The sequence below is a fragment of the Streptomyces sp. NPDC001532 genome (genome assembly GCF_040298625.1).
In the GTDB taxonomy this organism is placed as follows: domain Bacteria; phylum Actinomycetota; class Actinomycetes; order Streptomycetales; family Streptomycetaceae; genus Streptomyces.
Genome location: NZ_JBEPAL010000037.1, coordinates 57,134 through 81,923, shown reverse-complemented (window position 1 = coordinate 81,923; position 24,790 = coordinate 57,134). Strand labels below are relative to the sequence as shown.

At 74.8% G+C, this 24,790-nt stretch carries 17 protein-coding genes and 1 riboswitch; of the genes, 2 read left to right on the top strand and 15 right to left on the bottom strand.

The genetic code is table 11. The features are described from left to right. Positions 1 to 7 precede the first annotated feature (7 nt). Genes cobC through cobM form a run of 6 tightly spaced genes read right to left on the bottom strand, consistent with a single transcriptional unit; the run spans position 8 to position 6,316 of the window. Positions 8 to 1,063 carry an Rv2231c family histidinol phosphate aminotransferase CobC gene (gene cobC, locus ABT232_RS28660; protein ID WP_351845050.1) on the bottom strand — a complete coding sequence of 352 codons (1,056 nt, stop codon included), beginning with the start codon at positions 1,061 to 1,063 and terminating at the stop codon, positions 8 to 10. Beyond that, on the bottom strand, positions 1,053 to 2,000 hold the full coding sequence (locus ABT232_RS28655) for a sirohydrochlorin chelatase (RefSeq protein ID WP_351845048.1): 948 nt from the start codon (positions 1,998 to 2,000) through the stop codon (positions 1,053 to 1,055). The genes cobC and ABT232_RS28655 overlap by 11 nt, the downstream gene beginning before the upstream one ends. After that, positions 1,997 to 2,587, bottom strand: a complete 591-nt coding sequence (locus tag ABT232_RS28650) for a precorrin-8X methylmutase (RefSeq protein ID WP_351845046.1) — start codon at positions 2,585 to 2,587, stop codon at positions 1,997 to 1,999. The genes ABT232_RS28655 and ABT232_RS28650 overlap by 4 nt, the downstream gene beginning before the upstream one ends. Further along, on the bottom strand, positions 2,584 to 4,266 hold the full coding sequence (gene cobJ, locus ABT232_RS28645) for a precorrin-3B C(17)-methyltransferase (protein ID WP_351845045.1): 1,683 nt from the start codon (positions 4,264 to 4,266) through the stop codon (positions 2,584 to 2,586). The genes ABT232_RS28650 and cobJ overlap by 4 nt, the downstream gene beginning before the upstream one ends. After that, positions 4,263 to 5,501: a precorrin-6y C5,15-methyltransferase (decarboxylating) subunit CbiE gene (gene cbiE, locus ABT232_RS28640; protein WP_351845044.1), complete on the bottom strand. Its 1,239-nt coding sequence runs from the start codon at positions 5,499 to 5,501 to the stop codon at positions 4,263 to 4,265. The genes cobJ and cbiE overlap by 4 nt, the downstream gene beginning before the upstream one ends. Then, positions 5,498 to 6,316 (bottom strand): precorrin-4 C(11)-methyltransferase, encoded by an 819-nt coding sequence (cobM, locus tag ABT232_RS28635; RefSeq protein ID WP_351845042.1) that lies wholly within the window; start codon positions 6,314 to 6,316, stop codon positions 5,498 to 5,500. Before cobM ends, cbiE begins: the two co-directional genes overlap by 4 nt. A gap of 103 nt (positions 6,317 to 6,419) precedes the next feature. Between cobM and ABT232_RS28630 the strand changes: the two genes are divergently transcribed. Beyond that, positions 6,420 to 7,148, top strand: coding sequence for a ZIP family metal transporter (locus tag ABT232_RS28630; RefSeq protein ID WP_351845040.1), 729 nt, complete (start codon positions 6,420 to 6,422; stop codon positions 7,146 to 7,148). A 20-nt stretch (positions 7,149 to 7,168) separates the two neighbouring features. Here ABT232_RS28630 and cobI read toward each other — a convergent pair whose 3' ends face one another. The 7 genes from cobI to ABT232_RS28595 are packed head-to-tail and all read right to left on the bottom strand — an operon-like array spanning position 7,169 to position 17,956. Beyond that, on the bottom strand, positions 7,169 to 7,918 hold the full coding sequence (gene cobI, locus ABT232_RS28625; RefSeq protein ID WP_351845038.1) for a precorrin-2 C(20)-methyltransferase: 750 nt from the start codon (positions 7,916 to 7,918) through the stop codon (positions 7,169 to 7,171). After that, positions 7,915 to 9,270, bottom strand: a complete 1,356-nt coding sequence (locus tag ABT232_RS28620; protein WP_351845067.1) for a cobyrinic acid a,c-diamide synthase CobB — start codon at positions 9,268 to 9,270, stop codon at positions 7,915 to 7,917. Before ABT232_RS28620 ends, cobI begins: the two co-directional genes overlap by 4 nt. Beyond that, positions 9,267 to 9,866 carry a cob(I)yrinic acid a,c-diamide adenosyltransferase gene (gene cobO, locus ABT232_RS28615; RefSeq protein WP_351845036.1) on the bottom strand — a complete coding sequence of 200 codons (600 nt, stop codon included), beginning with the start codon at positions 9,864 to 9,866 and terminating at the stop codon, positions 9,267 to 9,269. The genes ABT232_RS28620 and cobO overlap by 4 nt, the downstream gene beginning before the upstream one ends. Then, positions 9,866 to 11,863 carry a putative cobaltochelatase gene (locus ABT232_RS28610; RefSeq protein WP_351845034.1) on the bottom strand — a complete coding sequence of 666 codons (1,998 nt, stop codon included), beginning with the start codon at positions 11,861 to 11,863 and terminating at the stop codon, positions 9,866 to 9,868. Before ABT232_RS28610 ends, cobO begins: the two co-directional genes overlap by 1 nt. Further along, entirely contained in the window at positions 11,860 to 15,510 is a 3,651-nt protein-coding gene (gene cobN, locus ABT232_RS28605; RefSeq protein ID WP_351845032.1) for a cobaltochelatase subunit CobN, read from the bottom strand. The genes ABT232_RS28610 and cobN overlap by 4 nt, the downstream gene beginning before the upstream one ends. Beyond that, positions 15,507 to 17,015, bottom strand: a complete 1,509-nt coding sequence (locus ABT232_RS28600) for a cobyric acid synthase (protein WP_351845030.1) — start codon at positions 17,013 to 17,015, stop codon at positions 15,507 to 15,509. The genes cobN and ABT232_RS28600 overlap by 4 nt, the downstream gene beginning before the upstream one ends. Further along, the gene (locus ABT232_RS28595) at positions 17,012 to 17,956 is read right to left on the bottom strand and encodes a cobalamin biosynthesis protein (protein ID WP_351845029.1); all 945 of its coding nucleotides are present in this window, start codon (positions 17,954 to 17,956) and stop codon (positions 17,012 to 17,014) included. The genes ABT232_RS28600 and ABT232_RS28595 overlap by 4 nt, the downstream gene beginning before the upstream one ends. A gap of 110 nt (positions 17,957 to 18,066) precedes the next feature. Further along, positions 18,067 to 18,208, bottom strand: a riboswitch (cobalamin riboswitch). 169 nt (positions 18,209 to 18,377) lie between these two features. On the opposite strand from ABT232_RS28595, the gene ABT232_RS28590 reads away from it, so the two are divergent. After that, the gene (locus tag ABT232_RS28590) at positions 18,378 to 23,003 is read left to right on the top strand and encodes an nSTAND1 domain-containing NTPase (RefSeq protein ID WP_351845027.1); all 4,626 of its coding nucleotides are present in this window, start codon (positions 18,378 to 18,380) and stop codon (positions 23,001 to 23,003) included. 74 nt (positions 23,004 to 23,077) lie between these two features. Here the strand turns inward: ABT232_RS28590 and ABT232_RS28585 are convergent, their stop codons facing one another. Together ABT232_RS28585 and ABT232_RS28580 are read right to left on the bottom strand one after the other, a co-directional pair. Beyond that, the gene (locus ABT232_RS28585; RefSeq protein WP_351845025.1) at positions 23,078 to 23,299 is read right to left on the bottom strand and encodes a hypothetical protein; all 222 of its coding nucleotides are present in this window, start codon (positions 23,297 to 23,299) and stop codon (positions 23,078 to 23,080) included. A 36-nt stretch (positions 23,300 to 23,335) separates the two neighbouring features. After that, on the bottom strand, positions 23,336 to 24,583 hold the full coding sequence (locus ABT232_RS28580; protein WP_351845023.1) for an inorganic phosphate transporter: 1,248 nt from the start codon (positions 24,581 to 24,583) through the stop codon (positions 23,336 to 23,338). Positions 24,584 to 24,790: the final 207 nt, after the last annotated feature.

Here is a 24,790-nt window from a genome sequence, read left to right as displayed (position 1 = left end):
GGCCCGGTCAGACGTCCGGCAGGGCCCGGCCCAGCGCCCGCAGGAACGCGTCCGTCGTCCCCCGGTCGCGCACCGCGAGCCGCAGCCACTCCTCGCCCAGCCCGGGAAACGTGTCCCCGCGCCGCACGGCGAAGCCCAGCGCGCGCAGCCGGTGCCGTACCGCGTCCGCACCGGGCAGCCGGACGAGGACGAAGGGCCCCTCGGCGGGCGACACCACCGTGACGCCCGCGCCCGCGAACCGCTCCAGCCCCGCCACCAGGTGGGCGCGGTCCGCCGCGACGCGGTGCGCGGCGTGGGCCGCCTCCGCCAGCGCCCGCGGGGACACGCACGCCTCGGCCGCCGCCAGCGCCGGCGTGGACACCGGCCACAGCGGCTGCGCCCGCTCCAGCTCGGCGATCGTCTCCGGCGCGGCCAGCACATAGCCGATGCGCAGCCCGGCCAGGCCCCAGGTCTTGGTCAGGCTGCGCAGCACCACCAGTCCGGGCACGTCCGTCCGCCCGGCCAGCGCCTCCCGCTCGCCCGGCACCGCGTCCATGAACGCCTCGTCGACGACCAGGACCCGCCCCGGCCGGGCGAGACCGGCGATCGCCTCGGCCGGATGCAGCACCGAGGTGGGGTTCGTCGGGTTGCCGATCACCACCAGGTCGGCGTCCTCGGGTACGGCGGCCGGGTCGAGCCGGAAGCCGTCCGCCTCCCGCAGCAGCACCCGGTCGACGGTGTGCCCGGCGTCCCGCAGCGCCGCCTCCGGCTCGGTGAACTGCGGGTGCACTACGACCGGCCGGCGCACCTTCAGCGCCCGCGCCAGCAGCACGAACGCCTCCGCCGCCCCGGCCGTCAGCAGCACCCGCTCGGCCGGCAGCCCGTGCCGCGCCGCGACGGCGGCCCGCGCGGCCCGCCCGTCGGGATAGGCCGCGAGCCCGTCCAGCGACCCGGCGATCACCTCCCGCAGCCACGCGGGAGGGGTGTCGGACCGTACGTTCACGGCCAGATCGACCAGCGCCGAGCCGTCGTCGCGGACCTCCGCGTCCCCGTGGTGCCGCAGATCGTGCCCGTCAGTGCGCATGCGAGTGCGTGTGCCCTCCGTGCTGGTGATGCCCGTGGCCGTGGCCGTGCCCGTGGTGGTGGTCGTCGTCGTCCGGGTGGAAGTGCGGCTGCTGCGGCATGCCCACCTTGTCCTCGAACCCGGGCAGCGCGATCCGGTACACGCACGAGTCGCAGTTCATCCGCAGATCGCCCTTCAGCGCCTCCCGGTACCGCTCCATCACGAGGTCCAGCAGCTCCGGCTCCGGCCCGATGACGTCCGCCGACCGCACCTCCACGCCGGGGTGCGCGGCCGCCCAGCCCTCGGTCTGCTGCCGCACCCGGTCCGGCAGGATGCCGGTGAACAGGAAGTACGGCAGCACCACGATCCGCTTCGCGCCCAGCCGGACACACCGGTCCAACCCGCTCGGCACGTCCGGCGCCGCCAGCGACACGAACGCCGTCTCCACACCGGCGTAACCGCGCCCCTCCCACAGCAGCCGCGCCGCCTTGTGCACCTCGGCGTTGGCGTCCGGGTCGGTGGAGCCGCGCCCGACCAGCAGCACCGTCACATCGGCCCGGTCCAGCGGGGTGCGCCCGGCGCCGCCCAGCGCCTCGTCCAGCCGCCGCTCCAGCACCCTCAGCAGCGCCGGGTGGGGGCCCAGCGGACGGCCGTAGGTGTACGAGATGCCGGGGTGGCGCTCCTTCTCGCGGGCCAGCGCCGCCGGGATGTCCCCCTTGGCGTGCCCGGCGGACACCAGCATCAGCGGGACGGCCGCGAACCGCCGCACCCCCCGCTCCACCAGCTCGGTCACCGCCTCGCCCAGCGGCGGCGGGGACAGTTCGATGAAGCCGCCCGCGACGGGCAGTTCGGGGTGGCGGCGCCCCAGCTCCCGGACGAAGTCGCGGAACGCCTCGGCTCCGGCATCGTCCCGGGTGCCATGGCCGGCGATGAGCAGGGCGGGCGGCGGGGTGGTCACGGTTTCTCCTCGGAATACACGGTGGGGTGGTACAGCAGGGCGTTGAGCGCGGCGGCGGCGACCGCCGACCCGCCCTTCTCGGACACGTTGCTCACGGCGGGCAGCCCGCTCTCGCGCAACGCGGCCTTGGACTCGGCCGCCCCGACGAAACCGACGGGCAGGCCGATGACGAGCGCCGGATCGGCGTCCAGCGTCAGCAGTTCCTCCAGGGCGGTCGGCGCGCAGCCGATCACCCACAGCGCGCCGGGCCCGACCTGCTCGTAGGCCAGCCGCACGGCGTGCGCGGAACGCGTCAGCCCCGGCCCGGCCTTCGCCTCCTTCAGCCGGCAGACGGTCTCCCGCCGGGTGATCCCGGCGGCCACCATCTCGACGTCCACGACGACGGGCGCCCCGTCGTGCAGCGCCGCGTACGCCTTCTCCAGGGCGCTCTCGTCGGTGACGAGGTCGGTGGCGTAGTCGAGGTCGGCGGCGGAGTGGATGACCCGCTCCACCACCGCCCGGGTCAGCGGCGGGAAGTGCGAGGTGTCGAGGCGGGCGCGCAGCCGCCGGAAGGACTCCTGCTCGATGGGGTGGACCACACGGCTCACTTGGGCTCCTCCTGCCAGCGGTAGCCGCGCGGCGTCACCATCCGGCCGGCGATCCGCCGGGTCGCGGTGTTGCCCACCGTCACGACCGTCATCATGTCGACCGTCGCCGGGTCCAGCTCGCCGAGCGTGGTGACGCGGCCGGACTCGTCCGGCCGGGAGGCGTTGCGGACCACACCGACCGGCGTCGCCGGCTCCCGGTGCGCGCCGAGGATGGCGAGCGCCTTCGGCAGCTGCCAGTCGCGGCCCCGGCTGCGCGGGTTGTAGAAGGTCACCACGATGTCCGCCTCGGCCGCTGCCCGCACCCGCCGCTCGATGACCTCCCACGGCGTGTGCAGGTCGGACAGGCTGATGGAGACGTGGTCGTGGCCGAGCGGCGCCCCGAGGATCGCCGCGGCCGCCAGCGCGGCCGTCACCCCGGGCACACCGATCACGTCGATGTCGTCGGACGCCTCGGCGAGCGCGGGGGAGGCCATGGCGTACACACCCGCGTCCCCGCTGCCGATCAGCGCCACCGACCGCCCCTCGCGGGCCTCGGCGACGGCCGTGCGCGCCCGCTCCTCCTCCGCGCCCAGCCCGGACTGAAGGATCCGGGTGCCGGGCCGCAGCAGGTCGCGGATCTGGTCGACGTACTGGTCGAGGCCGACCAGCACGGACGCCCGCTCCAGCTCGGCCTTCGCCCGCGGCGTGAGCAGGTCCCGGGCGCCCGGCCCGAGCCCGACCACCGCGAGCCGGCCGCGCCCCGGCCGCCGGACGACCGCGCAGGTCGCCATGGCGGGGCTGGCCGCCGACTTCCGCTTCGGGACGAGGAGTTCACCGCCGCGCAGCAGGGCGGCGGCCTCCGCCACCGACGGCGTGCCGACGGCGGCCAGCGGCGCGTCGGACGGGTTCGGCACCTCCACCGCGGCCAGCTCCTCGGCGCCGTACGTCACCAGCGGCACCCCGAGCCGTTCGGCGGCCGCCACGATGCCGGGCTCGTCCCGCTTGGCGTCCACGGTGGCCAGCTCGGCGACGCTGCGCACGGACAGCCCCGCGTCCCGCAGGGCGCTCTCGATCACGTCGAGCACTTCCGCCTCGGGCGCCCCCTTGGACGCACCGACGCCCACCACCAGCGTCGGCGGCCGCAGCACCACCTCGTGCGCGGACTCCTCGACCAGGCGGTCCGTCACCCGGATCGTGTACGCCCCGCTCTTTGCGACCGGCAGCGGCGGCAGCGGCCACGCCACCTCCGCGGCCAGCGCCACCGGTTCACCGTCCAGCAGCGCCCGCGTCACGGCGGCGACCGCGCCCTCCACCGGCAGCCCGAGCGTGTCCAGCCCGGCGACACCCACCGCGTCCGTCGCCGTGGTCACCACCGGCTCCGCGCCCAGCACCGCGCCCACCTCGCGCGCGAGGTCGTTGGCGCCGCCGCCGTGCCCGCCGACCAGCGACACCGCGTACCGTCCGCCCTCGTCGACGCAGACCACACCCGGGTCGGAGGTCTTGTCGGACAGCAGCGGCGCCACCAGCCGTACGACGGCACCGGTCGCCAGGAAGCACACCAGCTGCTCGCACTCGGCGAACGCCCGCCGCACGGCGTCCGCCACGGCTCCCTCGTACACGCGCGTGCGGTCCGGCCAGGCCGCGGCCAGCCGGTCCCGCGCCGCAGCCCCCGCCGCGGTGGCGGAAATGAGGCCGATCACTGGGCAACTCCTTCAGAACAGGCGTGAGGCCGCACGCCCCACAGCAGGAAAACGGGATTGGTCGCCGCCAGCCGGGTCACGTCCCCGGGCAGCGGCGCGAGCCGCGACGACTGCAACAGCACGCCGTCGCAGGAGAACCCGGCGCTCGTCAGCGCCTCACGCGCGGCCGGCACCCGGTCGAGCGCGGCCATCGCGACGACCACCGTGCGCCGGGCGCGGCGCGCGCACGCGCCGATGACCGCGGGCAGTTCCCGCCCGCCGCCGCCGACGAACACCGCGTCGGGATCGTCGGCCAGGTCCGCCAGCGCCCCCGGCGCCGAGCCGTGCACCACCCGCACGTCCACGCCGTGCGCGGCGGCGTTCGCGCGGATCCGCCCGACGCCGTCCGCGGTCTTCTCCACGGCGACGGCCGCCGCACCGAGCCGCGCGCACTCCACGGCCACCGAGCCGGAGCCCGCGCCGACGTCCCACACCAGATCGCCGAGGCGGGGGCCGAGCCGGGCCAGGGCCAGCGCCCGCACCTCGAACTTGGTGATCATCGAGTCGCGGTGCGCGAACGCGTCCTCCGCCAGCGCCCAGCCGGCCGGCCCCGGCGGCGCGCCGGCCACCGTGCGCACCGCGCCGAGCGCCCGCTCCGGGTCCAGGCACAGCACCACGCTCACCGCCGTGCCCCAGTCCCGCTCCGCCGCCTCGGCGGGCGTCACCCGCTCCACCCGCTCCCGCTCCGGATCACCCAGCGCGGTCGCGACGACCAGGATCCGGCCGCTGTCCCGCAGCGCCGCGCCCAGCTCGGCAGGCCCGGCGCCGGGCCCGGTCAGCACCGCCACCTTCGGCCGCGCCCGGCACACGTTCACCGCGGTCCGCGGATCACGCCCGTGCGCGCTGACCACCACCGCGTCGTCCCACGGCAGCCCGGCCCGCGCGAACGCGGCGGCCACCGACGACACCCCGGCCCGCACCTCCAGCCGCTCCGGCCCGAACCTCTCGGCCAGCGCCCGCACGATCCCGAGGAACCCCGGGTCGCCCGAGGCCAGCACGGCGACCGGCCGCTCCTTCGCGACGTACTCCCCGATCGCGTCCAGCGCCGGCACCAGCGGACCGAGCACGATCCGCTCGGCGCCCTCCGGCAGCGGCGCCGCGTCCAGGTGCCGCCGCCCGCCGACGACCAGCTCGGCCCCGGCCAGCAGCTCCCGCGGCACGGGCGCCCCGGTGCCCGTACCGATGACCCTGATCACGTCTGGGCACCTCGCGCGCGCAGCGCCTTGCGGGCCTCCGGGTCGGCCCTGCGGTACCCGTGGAAGTGACCCGGGTGGTACAGGTGCGAGCGGGTGCCGTGCGCGTCCAGGGCCGGGCCGACCAGGAAGAGCGTGTGCTTCCAGAGCTTGTGCTCCTTGACCGTCTCCTCCAGGGTGCCGATCGTGCACTTCACGACCAGCTCCTCGGGCCAGGTCGCCTGATAGGCGACGACGACCGGCGTGGACGTCGGATAGCCGCCCTCCAGCAGCTCCCGCACCAGCTGACCGCTGCGCGCCGCCGACAGGAAGACCGCCATGGTGGTGCCGTGCCTGGCGAACTCCCGCACCTCCTCGCCGGGCGGCATCGGCGTCTTGCCGCCGCCCAGCCGGGTGAGCACCACGGACTGCGCGACCTCGGGGATCGTCAGCTCCCGCTGGGCGAGCGCCGCCACGGCGGAGAACGCGGACACCCCGGGCACCACCTCGGTGGCGATGCCGAGCGCGTGGCACCGGTCCAACTGCTCCTGGGTGCCGCCCCACAGGGCCGGGTCGCCGGAGTGGATGCGGGCCACCCGCAGGCCCTCCGCGTGCGCCCGCTCGTAGACGGCCACCACGTCCTCCAGCGACATCTTCGCCGAGTCCAGGATCGTGGCGTCCGCCCGCGCGTGCTCCAGGACCTCCTCCTGGACCAGGCTCGCGGCCCAGATCACGATGTCGGCCTCGGCGATAGCGCGCGCGGCACGGAACGTCAGCAGATCGGCGGCGCCGGGGCCGGCACCGACGAAGGTCACCTTGCCGGCGGGGGTGTCGGCCATGGGTGGGGTTTCCTCTCGTACGGAAGTCAACGCGGGTCAACGCGGGTCAACGCGAGCGGGGTCGGATGTGCGCGACCCGGTGCGCATCGGATAGCAAGGGCACATGGCGGTGTTCGTCGCGCTCGGCGCGTTCCTGATGACGCTGGCCGGCGGCTGGACGGCGCAGCGCGTGACCGACCGCCGCCATCTGGTGCTGGGCCTGGCCGGCGGCCTGATGCTGGGCGTCGTCGGCCTGGACCTGCTGCCGGAGGCGATGGAGGCGGCGGGCACCGAGGTGCACGGCGTACCGGCGGCCCTGCTGCTGTTCGTGGCCGGTTTCCTCGTAGCCCATCTGGTGGAACGTCTGCTGGCGGCCCGGCAGGCCGCACACGGGGGAGAGGAGCACGACGGACGCGCGCCCGAGGTGGGCCTGACCGCCGCCGCGGCGATGGTCGGCCACAGCGCCATGGACGGCGTCGCCATCGGCGCCGCCTTCCAGGTCGGCCACGGCATGGGCGTCGCCGTCGCACTGGCCGTCATCGCCCACGACTTCGCGGACGGCTTCAACACCTTCACCCTCACGACCCTCTACGGCAACGCCCGCCACCGGGCCATCGCCATGCTGGTCGCGGACGCGGTCGCGCCCGTCGTCGGCGCCGCCTCCACCCTGCTGTTCACCCTGCCCGAGCCGCTGCTCGGCGGATACCTCGGCTTCTTCGGCGGCGCGCTGCTCTATCTCGCGGCGGCCGAGATCCTGCCCGAGGCGCACCACGAACACCCGGCCCGCTCCACCTTGCTGTGCACGGTCGCGGGCGCGGCGTTCATCTGGCTGGTGGTCGGCGTCGCCGAGTGACGCCGCCCCGGCACGACGGCTCACAGCTTGCCGCCCCGCCCGCCGTGCCGCCGGGCGGGCGCGATCAGCGTCGACAGATACGGCAGCGCGTCCCCGTCCAGCTCGGCGGCCGGCCGGATCGACTCCTGCGGCAGACCCAGCGCCGACCCCCACACGGCACCCTCGATCCGCCCGCTGTCCCGCAGCGCCTCGGCGACCTCGGCGGCCTGCCGCCCGAACTTGTACGCGACGACCGTCCCCGGCCCGTTCAGCGCGTCCTTCAGCACGGCCGCGCCCGCGGTCACCGGCACCAGCGTCAGCGGCTCGGTGCCCTCCGTCAGCACCGCGCCCGAGCGGGCCGCGAGATCCTGCATCGCGGTGATCCCGGGCACCGTCTCGACGACCGTGCCCGGCACCAGCCCGGCGACGGTCTGCGCGAGATACGTGAACGTCGAGTACACGTTCGGGTCGCCGATGGTCGCGAACGCCACCGCGCCGTGCGCCCGCAGCAGCCCGGCCACCCGCTCGCCGGCCACGTCCCACGCGGCCTCGCGACGCTCCCGGTCCTGGCGCTCGTTCAGCGCGAACACCACCCGGACGACCTTCTCCTCGGGCACGTAGTGCAGCACGGTCGCCTCGGCCCGCCCGGGCTCCCCGCCGTCCGTCCCGTCGGGCGCGGCCATCACCGGCACCACCACCACATCGGCGGCCCGCAGCGCGTTCACGCCCTTCACGGTCACCAGCTCCGGGTCGCCCGGACCGACCCCGACTCCGATCAGCCTGCTGCTCATGACGTCCGGCACCTCTCCACGAACCGACGGGCGACACCGGGCTCGGACGCCCAGTGCGTGTGCAGATAACTCGCGTGCACACCGCGCTGTACGAAACCTTCGACACGCCGCTCGGGCGCCCGCACCCCCCACGCCGGGGCCGCTCCCGCGCCGGGCTCCACGACCGTGCGGTGAAACTCGTGCCCCCGCAGCCGCGTCCCGGCCGGCGCCAGCACACTGTCGCCCACGGCCACCGCGTCCCGGTAGCCCAGCGTCAGCCGCTCGCTCATCCGCGCGGAGGCGTCCAGCACCCCGCACATCGGCCGCCCGTCCAGCTCCCGGCACAGATACAGCAGCCCGGCGCACTCGGCGGCCACCGGAGCCCCGCCGAGCGCCAGTTCGGCGACCGCCTCGCGCAGCGGCTCGTTGGCGGACAGCTCACCGGCGTACACCTCCGGGAAGCCCCCGCCGATCACCAGACCGGCCGTGCCCTCCGGCAGCGCCTCGTCCCGCAGCGGGTCGAACGGCACCACCTCGGCACCGGCCGCGGTGAGCAGCTCGGCGTGCTCGGCGTAGGAGAACGTGAACGCCGGTCCGCCCGCGACGGCCACCACCGCCCGCCGGTCCACGGCGACCGCCGGCGGCTCCCAGGCCGCGCCCGGCACCGCGCCCGCGCTCCGCGCCAGCGCCGCCAGCGCCTCCAGATCGCAGCCGGCCCCGACCTGCGCCGCCATCGCCGCCACGGCGTCCACGGCAGCCGCCCGCCGCTCGGCGACCGGCACCAGCCCCAGATGCCGCGACGGCGTGTCCACCTGCGGCGCCCGCCGCAGCACCCCGAGCACCGGCACCCCGGACGCGTCCAGCGCCTCCCGCAGCAGCGCCTCGTGCCGGTCGGAGCCGACCTTGTTCAGGATCACGCCCCCGATCCGCACCTCCGGATCCCAGGACGCGAAGCCGTGCACCAGCGCCGCCACCGACCGCGACTGCGAGGAGGCGTCCACCACCAGCACCACCGGCGCCCGCAGCAGCTTCGCCACCTGGGCGGTGGACGCCAGCTCGCCCTCCCCGGCCGCCCCGTCGTACAGCCCCATCACACCCTCGACCACCGCGAGGTCGCAGCCGCGCGCGCCGTGCGCGAACAGCGGCCCGATCAGCTCGGGGCCGCACAGGTACGCGTCGAGGTTGCGCCCCACCCGCCCGGTCGCGAGCGCGTGGTAGCCGGGGTCGATGTAGTCCGGTCCCACCTTGTGCGGGGACACGGCGAGTCCCCGCGCGGCGAACGCGGCCATCAGCCCCGTGGCGACGGTCGTCTTGCCGCTGCCCGACGAGGGCGCGGCGACGACCAGCCGGGGGACGGACGAGGAGGGGTTCACCACTCGATGCCCCTCTGCCCCTTCTGCCCGGCGTCCATGGGGTGCTTCACCTTGGACATGTCGGTCACGAGGTCGGCGAGGTCGACCAGCTTCTGCGGCGCGTTGCGCCCGGTGATGACGACATGCTGGGTGCCGGGCCGGTCGCGCAGCACCTGGACGACCTCGTCTGTGTCGACCCAGCCCCAGTGCATCGGGTACGCGAACTCGTCCAGCACGTACAGCCGGTACGTCTCGTTCGCCAGGTCCCGCTTGACCTGCTCCCAGCCCTCGCGGGCCTTCTCCTCGTTGTCCATCTGCGCGTCCCGCTGGACCCAGGACCAGCCCTCGCCCATCTTGTGCCAGTCGACGGTCCCGCCCTCACCGCTGGCGCCCAGCACCCGCAGCGCGTTCTCCTCGCCGACCTTCCACTTCGCCGACTTGACGAACTGGAACACCCCGATCGGCCACCCCTGGTTCCAGGCCCGCAGCGCCAGCCCGAAGGCGGCGGTCGACTTGCCCTTGCCGACGCCCGTGTGCACCACGACCAGCGGCCGGTTGCGCCGCTGACGCGTCGTCAGCCCGTCGTCGGGAACCACACTCGGTTGTCCCTGCGGCATTACGCGGCCCTCCTCTGTACGTCCTTCACCAGACCGGCGATCGAATCCGCCCGCAGCTCCTCCAGCGTCACGGCGGTACCGCCCAGCTCACCCGCGAGCTTCCCCGCGAGCCCCAGCCGCACCGGCCCCGACTCGCAGTCCACGACGACCGAGGCGACCTCGCCGGCCGCGAACAGCCCGGCCGCCTTCGAGGCGAGCAGCAGCGGCTCCGGTCCGCCCGTGGCCCGTCCGTCGGTCACCACCACGACCAGCGGCCGCCGCGTCGCGTCCCGCAGACGCTCCACCCGCAGTACCTCGTGCGCCTTCAGCAGCCCGGCCGCCAGCGGAGTGCGCCCGCCGGTCGGCAGCGACTCCAGCCGCGCCGCGGCGGCGTCCACGGACGAGGTCGGCGGCAGCGCGACCTCGGCCGCCGAGCCCCGGAACGTCACCAGGCCCACCTTGTCGCGGCGCTGGTAGGCGTCGAGCAGCAGCGACAGCACGGCACCCTTGACCGCGCCCATCCGCTGCCGGGCGGCCATCGACCCCGAGGCGTCGACCACGAACAGCACCAGATTGCCCTCGCGCCCCTCACGGACCGCCTGCCGCAGATCGTCCCGCCGCACGACGAGCCCCGGCCCCGAGCGCCCGCGCGCCCGCTGATGCGGGGCCGCCGCCCGCACGGTCGCCGCGAGGTGCAGCTTCGTCAACGCGCCCTGGGGCCGCCTGGCCCCGGTCGTGCGGCCGTGCTCGGTCCGCGCCCGCGAACGCCGCCCTGCGGCACCCTGACCGACCCCGGGCACACTGAGCGCCTTCGCCCGGAACGGCTCGGCCGCCCGTACGGGGGACTGCTCGCCCGCACCGGACGCCTGCGGTTCCCCGCCCTCCCCGGCCTCGGGACGGGCGGCGGTTTCACCACCCTGCCCGCCGTCGTCGGGAGCAGGCTGCCCGCCGCCCCCGCCGGGACCGTCCGGGCCGTCGGGGTCCGGATCGTCGTCGGGGGAGTCGCCGGAGAACTCCTCCAGCGTCTCGTCGAGCTTGTCCTCGTCCAGCCCCGGCGCGTCGAACGGGTTGCGCCTGCGGCGGTGCGGCAGCGCCAGCAGCGCCGCCTGCCGCACGTCCTCGGCGAGCACGTCGGTCCGCCCGGCCCACGCCGCCAGCGCCGTCGCCGTACGGGCCATCACGATGTCCGCCCGCATCCCGTCCACCTCGAACGCCGCACAGGTCGCCGCGATCTGCCGCAGCGCCCCGTCGCCGAGCCGCACCGACGGCAGCAGCTTCCGCGCGGCGACGATCCGCTGCCGTACGGCGGCCTCCTCGTCGGCCCAGCGGGCCGCGAACGCGGCCGGGTCGTCGTCGTGGGCCAGCCGCCTGCGCACGACCTCCACCCGCTGATCCGGCTCGCGCGAGGCCGCGACCTCCACGGTCAGCCCGAACCGGTCGAGCAGCTGCGGACGCAGCTCGCCCTCCTCCGGGTTCATGGTGCCGACCAGCAGGAACCGGGCCGCGTGCCGCACGGACACGCCCTCGCGCTCCACGTACGAGGCACCCATCGCGGCCGCGTCGAGGAGCAGGTCGACCAGGTGGTCGTGGAGCAGGTTGACCTCGTCGACGTAGAGGATGCCGCGGTGCGCGTCGGCGAGCAGGCCCGGCTCGAACGCCTTCACGCCCTCCGCGAGAGCCCGCTCGATGTCGAGCGCGCCGACCAGCCGGTCCTCGGAGGCGCCGACGGGCAGTTCGACCATGCGGGCCGGGCGCGTGGTGCCGTCGCCGGGCTCGTGCGGGCCGTCGGGGCACGCCGGGTCCGGCGCCGCCGGGTCGCAGGAGAACCGGCAGCCGGGGACGACGGCGACCTCCGGCAGCAGTGCCGAGAGGGCCCGCACCGCGGTGCTCTTCGCGGTGCCCTTCTCGCCCCGTACCAGCACTCCGCCGACCTGCGGGGACACGGCGTTCAGCAGCAGCGCGAGCCGCAGATCGTCCTGGCCGACCACGGCCGTGAAAGGGAAGGGGGTGGTGGTCACTGGTCGCCCTCCAAGTCGCCTTCCAGCTCCAGATAGGTGGCCCGCAGCCGCTCCAGGGTGTCGGCGTCCGGCTCGGCCCACAGGCCCCGGTCCGCCGCCTCCAGCAGCCGTTCGGTGATCCCGCGCAGCGCCCACGGGTTGGACCGCCTCATGAAGTCCCGGTTCTCCGGGTCGAAGACGTACTCCGCGCTGAGCTTCTCGTACATCCAGTCGTCGACGACCCCGGCCGTGGCGTCGTACCCGAAGAGGTAGTCCACCGTGGCCGCCATCTCGAAGGCGCCCTTGTAGCCGTGCCGGCGCATCGCGGCCATCCAGCGGGGGTTGACCACGCGGGCGCGGAAGACCCGGTGGGTCTCCTCGCCGAGGGTGCGGGTCCGCACCTGGTCCGGCGTCGCCGAGTCGCCCACGTACGCCTCGGGGCTGGCGCCCGTCAGATGCCGGACCATGGCCACCATGCCGCCGTGGTACTGGAAGTAGTCGTCCGCGTCGACCAGGTCGTGCTCGCGGGTGTCGACGTTCTTCGCGGCGACGGCGATCCGCCGGAACGCCGTCTCCATGTCCCCGCGCGCCGCCCGCCCGTCGAGCCCGCGCCCGTAGGCGTAGCCGCCCCACACCGCGTACACCTCGGCGAGGTCGGCGTCCGAGCGCCAGTTGCGGGCGTCGATCAGCGGCAGCAGACCGGCGCCGTAGGCGCCCGGCTTGGAGCCGAAGACACGGGCCGTGGCCCGGCGGCGGTCGCCGTGCTCCGCCGTGTCCTCCTTCACGTGCGCCCGTACGTAGTTGGACTCGGCCGGCTCGTCCAGCTCGGCCACCGCCCGCACCGCGTCGTCGATCAGGCCGACCACATGCGGGAACGCGTCTCGGAAGAAGCCGGAGATGCGCACGGTGACGTCGATGCGGGGCCGGCCCAGCTCCGCCAGGCCGACGACCTCGAACCCGGTGACCCGCCGGGACGCCTCGTCCCACACCGGCCGGCACCCCAGCAGCGCCAGGATCTCGGCGATGTCGTCACCCTGGGTGCGCATCGCGGAGGTGCCCCACACCGTGAGGCCCACCGACTTCGGGTACTCCCCGTTGTCGGCGAGGTACCGCTGCACCAGCGAGTCCGCCAGCGACTGCCCGACCTCCCAGCTCAGCCGGGACGGGATCGCCTTGGGGTCGACGGAGTAGAAGTTCCGGCCGGTCGGCAGCACGTTGACCAGACCGCGGGTCGGGGAGCCGGACGGGCCCGCCGGGACGTAACCGCCGTCCAGCGCCTTCAGGATGTGCCCGATCTCGTCCGTGGTCCGGGCCAGCCGCGGCACGACCTCCGTACAGGCGAACTCCAGCACCGCGAGGGCGTCGGGCAGCTCGGTGCCCAGCACCTCGCGCACCAGCCCGGGAACCGCGGCGACCGCCCAGTCCCGCTCCTCCATGCCCTCCGCGACCTGCCGGCACAGCTGCTCCAGCAGGTCGATCGCGTCGGCGGCGGTCCGCGCCGGACCCTCGACGAGGTCCGACAGCTCCACCGGCACCTTCACCGGCGCGCCCGGCTCGGCCAGCAGCTCCTTCTCGGCCAGCCCGAAGTGCGCGGCCAGCGCCGCCCGCAGACCGGGCAGCGCGTTCGCCCGCCCGCCCCACACCTGCGCGGCCCGCAGCACCGCGAGCACCAGGTTGACGCGCGGCTCACCGACCGGGCCGCCGCCCAGGACATGCAGACCGTCGCGGATCTGCACGTCCTTGATCTCGCACAGATAGCCGTCGATGTGCATGACGAACTCGTCGAACGCGTCGTCGTCCGGCTGCTCGTCCACATGCAGGTCGTGGTGGAGCTCGGCCGCCTTCACCAGCGTCCAGATCTGCGCCCGCACCGCCGGGGCCTTCACCGGGTCCAGGTCGGAGACGAGCGCGTACTCGTCGAGCAGCTGCTCCAGCTTGGCCAGGTCGCCGTAGGTGTCGGCGCGCGCCATCGGCGGCACCAGGTGGTCGACGACGGTGGCGTGCCCGCGCCGCTTGGCCTGTGTGCCCTCGCCGGGGTCGTTGACGATGAACGGGTAGATCAGCGGCAGCTCGCCGAGGACCGCGTCCGGCGCGCAGCCGGCGCTCAGCCCGAGGCCCTTGCCGGGCAGCCACTCCATCGTGCCGTGCTTGCCCATGTGCACGATCGCGTCGGCGCCGAAGCTGCGGTCCAGCCAGCGGTAGGCCGCCATGTAGTGGTGCGACGGCGGCATGTCCGGGTCGTGGTAGATCGCGATCGGGTTCTCGCCGAAGCCGCGCGGCGGCTGGATCATGACGACGACGTTCCCGAACCGCAGGGACGCCAGCACGATGTCGTCGCCGTCGACGTAGAGGCTGCCCGGCGGCTCGCCCCACGCCTCGCGCATCGCCTCGCGCAGCTCCGGGTCCAGCCGCTCGAACCAGTCCCGGTAGTCGGCCAGCGGCACCCGCGCGGGCGCGGCGGCCAGCTGGTCCTCCGTCAGCCACTCCACGTCGTGGCCGCCGGCCTCGATCAGCCGGTGGATCAGCTCGTCGCCGCCGGAGGGGTAGTCGGTGAGGCCGTACCCGGCGTCCCTGAGGGCGTCCAGCACGCGCACCGCCGACGCGGGCGTGTCGAGGCCGACGGCGTTGCCGACGCGGGAGTGCTTGGTGGGGTAGGCGGTGAAGACCAGCGCGATCCGCTTCTCGGCGTTCGGCTTGTGCCTCAGCCGCGCGTGCCGGACGGCGATCCCGGCGACGCGCGCGGCCCGCTCCGGGTCGGCGACGTACACGGGCACGTCGTCCGGGCCGTGTTCCTTGAAGGAGAACGGCACGGTGATCAGCCGGCCGTCGAACTCCGGGATCGCCACCTGCATCGCCGCGTCCATGGGCGACAGGGCCGCGTCGGACTCGTCCCAGGCGGCCCGCGACGAGGTGAGGCAGAGGCCTTGCAGCACCGGCACATCGAGGTCCGCGAGCGCGCCGATGTCCCACGCCTCCTCGTCGCCGCCCGCGGAGGCCTGTGAGGCGTGCGTGCCGCCGGCCGCGAGCACGGTGGCGACGAGCGCGTCGGCCTCGGCGAGGATCTCGTACAGCCCCGCGTCCGCGCCGCGCAGCGAACCGCAGTACACGGGCAGGGCGTTGGCGCCGTGCGCCTCGATCGCCTCGCACAGCGTGTCCACGAAGCCGGTGTTGCCGCTCAGCTCGTGGGCACGGTAGAAGAGCACGCCGACGGTCGGCCGGCCGTCCCGCACCGGGTACGAGCCGTGGACGCCGTACTCCGGCATCTTCCGCGGCTCGACGAAGCCCTCACCGGTCAGCAGCACGGTGTCGGACAGGAACCGCACGAGTTCGCTGAGGTTGGCGGGGCCGCCCTCCACCAGGTACTTCAGCGCCTCCGCCACCACACCGGCGGGCACCGACGACTCGGCCATCAGCTCCGCGTCCGGCACCGCCTCACCGCCCAGCAGCACCGTCGGGAGCCCGGCCGCCTTCAGCGCGGCCAGCCCGTCCTCCCAGGCCCGCTTGCCGCCGAGCAGCCGTACGACGGCGATGTCGCAGCCCTCGATCAGCGCCGGCAGCTCCTCCGTGACGTCGACGCGGGTCGGGTTGCCGATCCGGTAGGGCGCGCCGGAGGCACGGGCCGCCAGCAGGTCCGTGTCGGCGGTCGACAACAACAACACTGTGCTCATGCGGGCGCTCCCGGTGGAATGAAAGGCAGTCCTTGCGGCGCGCCGGACTCGATGAGCCGCCACAGCGCGTCCGTGTCCGCGTGCTGTTCGATCAGATCGCCGAGCCGGTCCAGCTGCTCCTCGCGCAGCGCGGCGAACGAGGTGCCGGCGGCCGGCACGAAGCGGCGGCCCGCGGCGGCGGCCACCTCGCGCAGGAAGGCCCGCCGGAAACCGTCCGACTCCAGCGAGCCGTGCCAGTGGGTGCCCCAGGTCTGGCCGACCCGGCAGCCGTCGAGGAAGGGCTCGCCGCCCAGGACCTCGGCGACCCCGTGATGGATCTCGTAGCCCTCGACCGGCTCCCCGAGGGCCTCCCCGACGGGCCGGGTGAGGGTCTTCTCGCGGGCGAACCGCACCCGCACGGGCAGGATCCCGAGCCCGTCGACGTGCCCGCGCCGGCTCTCGACGTCGTCCTCGATGTGCTCGCCGAGCACCTGGAAGCCGCCGCAGATGCCGAGCACCGGCCGCTGTTCGGCGGCGCGGCGGACGAGGGCGTCGGCCAGCCCCCGCTCCCGCAGCCACTCCAGCGCCCGCACGGTCCCGCGCGTGCCCGGCACGATCACGAGGTCCGCGTCGGCCAGTTCCTCCGGCCGGTCCACGAACCGCACCACGACACCGGGTTCGGCGGCCAGCGCGTCGACGTCGGTGAAGTTGGACATCAGCGGGACCGCGCAGACGGCGACCCGCAGCACGTCCTCGCCGACCGGCGGCGCCGTGTTCGACTCCCGGACCGTGCCGCGCAGCGACACTCTCAGTCCGTCCTCCTCGTCGATGCCGAGGCCGTGCCGGAACGGCAGGACGCCGAACGAGCGCCGGCCGGTCAGACCGTGCAGCATCTCCAGCCCCGGTTCCAGCAGACTCACATCGCCGCGGAACTTGTTGACGAGGAACCCGGCGACCAGTTCCTGGTCCTCGGGCGACAGCAGCGCGACGGTCCCGAAGAACGACGCGAAGACACCGCCGCGGTCGATGTCGCCGACGACGAGCACCGGCAGCCGCGCACCCCGCGCGATCCCCATGTTCACGATGTCGGTCCGCCGCAGATTGATCTCGGCGGGACTCCCCGCCCCCTCACAGATCACCGCGTCATACGTGCCCCGCAGTTCGGCCAGACAGTCCAGCACCGTGCCGAGCAGCCGCTGCTGCCGTCCGCCGTGATAGCCGCGCGCGCTCATCTCGCCCACCGGCTTGCCCAGCAGCACCACCTGGCTGCTCTGCTCACCGCCCGGCTTCAGCAGCACGGGGTTCATCAGCGCGGTCGGCTCCACCCGGCACGCCTGGGCCTGCATCGCCTGGGCCCGTCCGATCTCCGCGCCCTCGCGGGTCACGAACGAGTTCAGGGACATGTTCTGCGCCTTGAAGGGCGCCACCTTCACACCCTGCCGCACCAGCCACCGGCAGATCCCGGCGGTGACGACGCTCTTGCCGGCGTCGGAGGTGGTGCCGGCGACGAGGAGACCGCCGCTCATGAGCTGTGCCCCTTCCCTGTGAGCCGTCCGGCCGCGCACACACCGAGCGCCAGCCAGCCGACGCGACGAGAGAGCCGTACGGCCCGCCCGATGTCGGTGACCCGGACGGTCCGCCCGGCGTCCCCGTTGAGCACCGGCCGGTGCTCGACCCGGCCGCCGTAGGAGAGGGTCCCGCCCAGCCGCACCCCGAGCGCCCCCGCGAACGAGGCCTCCACGGGCCCGGCGTTGGGGCTCGGATGCCGATGGGCGTCGGCCCGCCAGGCCCGCACCGCGCCCCGGGGATCGCCGCCCGCGACGGCGGCCAGCACGGCCGTCAGCCGCGCCCCCGGCCACCCGGCGACGTCGTCGAGGCGCGCGGAGGCCCAGCCGTAGCGGCGGTAACGGGGCGACTTGTGGCCGACCATGGCGTCCAGGGTGTTCACAGCACGGAACCCGAGCAGCCCCGGCACCCCGCCGACGGCTCCCCACACCAGCGCGCCCACCACCGCGTCGGAGGTGTTCTCGGCGACCGACTCGACCACCGCGCGGGCGATGCCGTCGGCGTCCAGCGCCTGCGGGTCCCGCCCACACAGATGCGGCAACCGCGCCCGGGCGGCCTCCACATCGCCCGCCTCCAGGGCCCGGCCGATGGCGGTCGCCTCCCGCGCCAGCGAGGTCCCGCCGACCACGGCCCAGGTGGCGGCACCGGTCAGCGCGACGGAGGCGGCGGGGGAGGAGCGCACGACTCGCGCGGCCACCGCACCGAGCGCCACGGCGCCACCGGCGCAGACGACGGTGTGCAGTGCGCCCCGGCCGCGGTCGTCGCGGTACAGGACACGTTCGACGGCGGCGGCGACACGGCCGAACGCGGCGACCGGATGCCCGCGACGTGGATCGCCGAGCAGCAGATCACCGAGAAGGCCGGCGGCGGCGCCGTACGCGAAGACGCGATCGGCACGCACGGGCTCAGCCGTCCGTGGGGGCGGGCACGGCCCTGGTACTGAACCTCGACCTCGAACGGCGGCAGCCGCGCATCGCGTTATGTCCTCACTCAGGGTGTCCGCGCCCTGGTTCGACGAGACCGACGGTGAGAGTTCCTGGCTCCCGGGGCTGTTCTTCCCCGGTCACAGTGGCGGGACCGCGCCGGATTCACACCGGGCTTCCTCTCCTGCCGCCGTACATGGCTCCGGCAGTCCACCACGGGGCCGGAACGGCCGTCAACCTGCCGTTGACCTGCGAGGGGGGAGTGTGCAGAACCCCACATGGCCGGGCGGACTCCCCGTGCGGGTGGCCTTTCCCGGACCCGGTTGCGGGCGGCACCCACCGACCCCTGCAATACCTCGTGCGAAGCATTACGAGACATGAGGAACTCGGCGGAAACGTATGAGCGTTGACAAAGCGGCCGTACCGGCATCCCCCGCCCGTGCCCCGGCAGGACTCGGCGCGGCGGTGGTCCGGGTCCGCGGCGGCGACGGGCGGCCCGTGGGCACCGGCTTCCTGCTGGCCCCCGGCACCATCGCCACCTGCGCCCACGTCGTCGCGGACGCGCTGCGCACCGATCCGCGGTCGACCACACCGCCCACCACCGCGGTCACCGTGGAATTCCCGCTGCGGCCGGGCGCGGTGACGTACCAGGCGTCGGTGACCGGGTGGCGGGCCGTGGGCACGGACGGGACCGGCGACATCGCCCTGCTGCGGCTGCCGGAAGGCGCACCCGCCGACCCGGTCCCCCTCGCCGGCGTCCAGGACGTCTGGCACCACCGCTTCCGCATCCTCGGCTTCCCGGCCAGCGCGGAACACGGCGCCTGGATCGGCGGACGGCTGCTCGACGAGGTCGGCCAGGGCTGGGTCTCCATGGAGAGCGACGGCAGCGCCCACCGCATCGGACCCGGATGCAGCGGAGCGCCGGTGTGGGACGAGGCGGTCGGCGCGGTGGTCGGCATGACGGTCGCCACCGACCGCGGCGCCGGCGCGGTGACCTCGTACCTCATCCCGGCCGCCGCGCTGATCGACCTTCAACCCGGCCTGCGCCGCTGCCCCTACCGCGGCCTCGACGCCTTCCGCGAGGAGGACGCCGAACACTTCTTCGGCCGCGAGGAGGAGACCCGGCGGCTGCTCGACGCGGTCGACCGGCATCTCGTCGTGCCGGTCGTCGGCCCGTCCGGCAGCGGGAAGACCTCGCTGGTGCGCGCGGGCGCGCTGCCGCGCCTGCGGGCCGACGGACACACGGTCTCCGAGATCCGCCCCCTGCCGGGCACCCGGGCGTCGCTGACGGTGGCCCGGGCGGTGATCGGGGCGCTGGGCGTGCGGGAGGCGGAGGAGGTCCTGGAGGGGGAGGTCCCGGATGGGCAGGGGGCGTTGGGGGAGGGGGCGTTGGGGGAGGCGCCGACGGAGGCGGCGGCGCCGAAGGCGGCGGAAGGGGCATTGGCGGAGGCGTCGGAAGGGGCGGCGGGGACGGCGGAGGCGGCGGAGACGGAGGTGTCGGCGGAGGCGCCGGAGAGGGACGCGTCGGCGGAAGCGCCGGAGACGGAGGTGTCGGCGGAGGCGCGGGAGACGGAGGTGCCGGCGGAGGCGCCGGAGAGGGAAGCGTCGGCGGAGGCGGCGGAGACCGTAGGGGCGGCGGGGACTTCCGGTGGGGCGGCGGGGGCTTCCGGCGGGGCGGGCGCCCGTCCGGTGCCCGGACCGCGCGCCGCCGGTTCCGCCCTGGCGGCGGTGGAACAGGAACGCGCCGCCCTCACCCTCGCCGACCTGCTCGACTCCGCCGACGGCCCCACCCCCGCCGAACTCGGCCGACGCGTCCTGGACCACTGCGGCCCGCGCGGCCACGTCTTCTTCCTCAACCAGCTGGAGGAGATCGTCGCGGCGGAACCGGCCACCGCCCGCGCCCTGTTGTCCCTGATGGCCGCCGTCGTCTCCGCCCCCGGCGAGGGCAGACGGCTGCGCGTCCTCGTGACCCTGCGCTCGGCCTGCCTCGACGACCTCGCCGACCCCGCGACCGCCCGCGTCCTCAGCGACTGCGCGCAGATCGTCGCCCCCCTCGGCCGCTCGGGCCTGCTGCGCGCCGTCGAGGGCCCGGCGGCCCGCGTCCCCGGCCTCACCCTCGAACCGGGCCTCGCCGAACGCATCGTCGACGACGCCCAGGACGAGCCCGGCCATCTGCCGCTGGTGGAGTTCACCCTCACGGAACTCTGGGCGCACGAGAAGGGCGTACGCCTGACCCACGCGGGCTACGACGCCCTGGGCGGCGTCGCCGGCGCCCTGTCCGCCCACGCGGAGCAGCGCGTCGGCGAGGTCGTCACGGCACACGGCGAGGCCCCGGTCCGCCGTCTGTTCACCCGGCTCGCCCGCCCCGACGACGCAGGCGGCTTCACCCGCAAACCGGCCCCGCTGACCCCGCTCCCGCCCGACATCCGCGCGGCCGCCGAAGCCCTCGCCACCCACACCCGCTTCGTCCGCATCACCCACGGCCCCGACGGCGACCCCATCGTCGACCTCGCCCACGAGGAACTGGTCCGCGCCTGGCCCCGCCTGCGGGAGTGGCTGGAGGCCTCGCGCGACTTCCGGAGCTGGCAGGAGCGGCTGCTGGAGGCGCTGGCGCACTGGAAGGAGACCGGGGAGGAGCCGGGGGCGCTGCTGCGGGGGACGATGCTGGCCACCTCCGTGGAACACCTCGGCGATCCGGTCCGCGGCGAGGACGTCACCCAGCCGGAACGCGACTACGTCGAGCTGAGCCGCAGACACCAGCAACGCGCCCTGCGCCGCTGGCGGGCGGCGACGGCCGTGATGGTCGTCCTCGCGCTGCTGGCGGGCTACCTGGGGATCGAGATGTGGCGCGGGATGCGGGAGCAGGACGAACGCGTACGGACGATGGCGTCCCGGCAGTTGGTGGAGGACGCGCAGCGACTGGCGGCGACCGACCCGGGCACGGCCGCGCGGCTGTCCCTGGCCGCGTGGCACCACCACCGCGGCCCGGAGGCCCGGCAGGCGCTCCTCCAGGCCTATCTCGGCGGTATGTCGGTGATCTCCGGCGATCCGGGCCAGGGGTCCGAGCCCATCCGGAGCATCGACCTGACCCCGGACGGCTCCGCGGCGGTGACCACGTCCGTCGGCCGCGACGGCGCCCCGCACGCCAGGGTGTGGACGGGCCTGGGCGACGGGCGGGCGAGCTGGTGGCAGGTGCCGGACCTGACCGGCGGAGCGCCCGAGCGGGCGGAGCTCAGTGACGACGGCGAACTGCTGGCCGTCGTGACCGCCGACGGATCGCTCCACTGCTACGACGTACGCGCCCGCACCCGCCTGTGGACCGCGCCGCCGCCCGCGACGAAGATCCTGCGCCGGCCCGCCACCGTGGCGGTCGACTTCTCGGACAGCGGGCGGCTGCTGCTCCGCCTCACCGCCGATCCGCTCGCCGAGGACGAGACGGCGCACAGCTCGCACGTCCAGGTCTGGCGGAGCCGGACGAAGGAGGTGGAGCAGGTCTCGCAGCGGGGGCTGCCGAGCGGACCGAAGGCGAACGACGCCGCGCTGGTCGGGGAGGGCCGGCAGGTGGTCCTCCTCAGCTGGTCGGAGAACAGGGCCGAGGCACGCGTGCAGGACCTGGCGACCGGCGCCAACCCGCACCCGATCGCGAACGCGCAGTGGATCTCGCACCGGGGCGCCGGAGTCGTGGTCGACCGCGATCACGGCCGGCATCAGCTGATCCGGCTGACGGCGCCCGACGCCACCGAGGGCCGGCGATCGCTCGCCCTCGGCTCGGAGGGCCCGGACCTCTCCGGGCGCTATCTGGTGTCGAGGGCGGCCACCCAGGTGAGCCAGTTCGAGCTGGTCGACCTGGAGACCGGCAGGCGGTACCGGGTGCCGGGGGTCCCGTCGTCCGGTGTCCAGGAGGACCGGCTGTCCGTCGGCGTCCTCCCCGGCGAGGAGGCCGGAGCCGCCCCGCGCCTGCTGGTGGCCTCCGGGTCGGATCTGCTGGTGGTGCGGACGGAGGAGGAGCGCGGCTCGCCGCTGCCTCGCGCCGAACCCTCCGACGGCGGACCGGACGGTTCGTACCTGAGAAGTCCGGGCGGCGAGCACCGCGCCAGGGTCGAGACCTATGGGGACGAGAACGGCACGACCGTGCGGCTGGTGGTGGCCCGGCGGGGCGAGGAGGACCGCGCGGAACCGGTGACGGCGGAGGAGTTCGGGGAGGACGGGGCCGGCGGGTTCTTCACCGCCGACGGCAGCCGGCTGGTGCTCTGGGGCTCGGACAAGGTCTCCGTCCGGGATCCGGACAGCCCGCGACAGGCGCGGGTGCGGTCCTTCCCGGACCTCGAACACGCCGTTCCCCTACGGGGCGGCGAGGTGGTCCTCCAGACGCGCGACCGGCTGATCCGGTACGACGTGGCGTCGGACGAGGCCTCGGTCCTGGGCACGTACCCGTGCGACGCGCTCGGCGACCCCTGCGTGGGCATGGCCGTCCGTCCGGGTGAGCGTGCCGAAGTGATCATCGGCCACCGCAGCGGCGAGGTCGCCTTCTGGGACCCCGGCACCGGCCGGGTGCGCAGGAACACCGGCATCACGGTGGCCGGCGCCGACGACCTGCTGTTCGCCTTCGACCCCCGGGGACGGACCGTCGCCACCAAGCTGGACGGCAGAACCGTCCAGCGGTGGGACGTGGAGACCGGCAGACGCCTGGGACCGGCCGTCGAGGCGGAGGAACGGGTGCTCACGGCGACGCTCGCGACCGACGGAACCCTGCTGACCAACGGCCCGGACGACAGCGGCCTCGTGCTGCGGCGGCCCGAGGACGGGGACACGCCCTTCGTCACGTTCCCGTTCGCCGTCGACTTCGCGGACCTCCGCCTGAGCGCCGGCCGTCTCACCGTCCGGCAGCGCGACTCCGCGCTGACCATCCCCCTGGACCCCGACGCCTGGCACGAGGCCCTGTGCCGCCACTGGACCCCGTACACCGAGGAGGAGCGGAAGATCCTCGAGCACGCCGGCGCGGAGGCGGACTCGCCCTGCCCGTAGACGCGACCGGGCGGGTGCGAGGACCGTGGTCCCCGCACCCGCCCGGTGGGTGCTGTGCGTCAGGCCGTGACGTGTCAGGCCACGATCAGATAGATCCCGTACGCCACCGCCGCCGCGCAGGCGGCGAAGCACGCGTACGCTCCGGTGACCGCCAGCCCCGCGGAGCCGCCCGCGGCCACCGCGCGCTCACGGCGCGAGAGGCCGACGATGCCGAGGGTGAAGAGGGCCACCAGGGCCACGGTGACCACGAGGCTGACGCCGAAGACGGAACCGAGGGCCGCCCAGTCGATCTTCATGCTGCTGATTCCTTACGTACCTGGGGTGCGCGGGGCTCAGACCGCGGCCTGGGAAGGCGTGTGGTCGGAGCTGGCGGACGCGGCCGGCGCGGGGATGGTGGTGGCCAGTCCTTCGGCCGGGCCCGCGGGCGGCGGGGTCACGGCGGCGATGGCGGTGGTCACCACACCGGCCGGCTCGGCGTCGTCGGTGCCGTTGACGTTGGTGTGGTCGACGACCTCACGGCGCGAGATCTTCCAGATGGCGAAGCTGGAGCCGATGAGGAAGAGCGCCACGAGCCCCGTGCCCCAGTCGCCGAAGCCGGTGACCCACTCGGCGAGCGCGGCGACCAGCGCCGCGGCCGGCAGGGTCAGACCCCAGGCGACGAACATCCGGGTGGCGGTGGACCAGCGGACCACACCGCCCTTGCGGCCGAGGCCCGCGCCCATCACGGCACCGGAGACCGAGTGCGTGGTGGAGAGGGAGAAGCCGAGGTGGGAGGAGGCCAGGATGACCGTCGCGGCGCTGGTCTGGGCGGCGAAGCCCTGCTGCGGCTGGAGGTCGGTGAGGCCCTTGCCCATGGTGCGGATGATGCGCCAGCCGCCGAGGTAGGTGCCGAGGGCGATGGCGACGCCCGCGGAGAGGATGACCCACAGGGGCGGGTCGGAGTCGGGGGCGAGGGTGCCGCCGGCGACCAGGGCGAGCGTGATGATGCCCATGGTCTTCTGCGCGTCGTTGGTGCCGTGGGCGAGGGAGACCAGGCCCGCGGAGGCGATCTGACCGGCGCGGTAGCCCTTGGCGGCCGCCTTGCCGTCGGCCTTCTTGCCCAGCGTGTAGGTGAGCCGGCTGGCGATCATCGCGGCGATGCCGGCCACCAGCGGGGCGGCGATCGCCGGGATCAGCACCTTGGTGACGAGCACATCGCCGTGCACGGCGCCGACACCGGCCGCGGCGATGGTGGCGCCGACCAGGCCGCCCATGAGGGCGTGCGAGGAGGACGACGGCAGTCCGACGAGCCAGGTCAGCAGGTTCCACAGGATCGCGCCGACCAGCGCGGCGAAGATGACCTCGGGACGTATGCCGCTTTCGTCGACAAGCCCCTTGGAGATGGTGCTGGCGACTTCCACCGAGAGGAAGGCGCCGACGAGGTTGAGGACGGCGGACATGGCCACCGCGACCTTCGGCTTGAGCGCACCGGTCGAGATGGTGGTGGCCATCGCGTTGGCGGTGTCGTGGAAACCGTTCGTGAAATCGAACGCGAGTGCGGTTACCACCACAATCGCGAGGATCAGCGAGATGCCTTCCATTTACCCAGGCAATCGTTCGAGGTCATTGGCTGGTCGAAGGTAAGTAACCCAGATGAACGACAGGTGAACTGGGGAGGGCATGGTGGTGTCGGGAAGAGAGGGCCGGCCCTCCGCCGGTGCTCGCCCGGCGTTCCGCTTGCCGACGCGGCCGGTGCGCGCGGCCTGTCGTCCCGGTCGTCCCGCTCGTGCGGGTTGTATGCGATATCA

Bases quoted from the DNA above. Each gene is read 5' to 3' on its own strand.
- cobC (WP_351845050.1), bottom strand. From the start codon at position 1,063: ATGCGCACTGACGGGCACGATCTGCGGCACCACGGGGACGCGGAGGTC.
- cobM (WP_351845042.1), bottom strand. From the start codon at position 6,316: ATGGCCGACACCCCCGCCGGCAAGGTGACCTTCGTCGGTGCCGGCCCC.
- ABT232_RS28630 (WP_351845040.1), top strand. From the start codon at position 6,420: ATGGCGGTGTTCGTCGCGCTCGGCGCGTTCCTGATGACGCTGGCCGGC.
- cobI (WP_351845038.1), bottom strand. From the start codon at position 7,918: ATGAGCAGCAGGCTGATCGGAGTCGGGGTCGGTCCGGGCGACCCGGAG.
- cobO (WP_351845036.1), bottom strand. From the start codon at position 9,866: ATGCCGCAGGGACAACCGAGTGTGGTTCCCGACGACGGGCTGACGACG.
- cobN (WP_351845032.1), bottom strand. From the start codon at position 15,510: ATGAGCACAGTGTTGTTGTTGTCGACCGCCGACACGGACCTGCTGGCG.
- ABT232_RS28600 (WP_351845030.1), bottom strand. From the start codon at position 17,015: ATGAGCGGCGGTCTCCTCGTCGCCGGCACCACCTCCGACGCCGGCAAG.
- ABT232_RS28590 (WP_351845027.1), top strand. From the start codon at position 18,378: ATGAGCGTTGACAAAGCGGCCGTACCGGCATCCCCCGCCCGTGCCCCG.
- ABT232_RS28585 (WP_351845025.1), bottom strand. From the start codon at position 23,299: ATGAAGATCGACTGGGCGGCCCTCGGTTCCGTCTTCGGCGTCAGCCTC.
- ABT232_RS28580 (WP_351845023.1), bottom strand. From the start codon at position 24,583: ATGGAAGGCATCTCGCTGATCCTCGCGATTGTGGTGGTAACCGCACTC.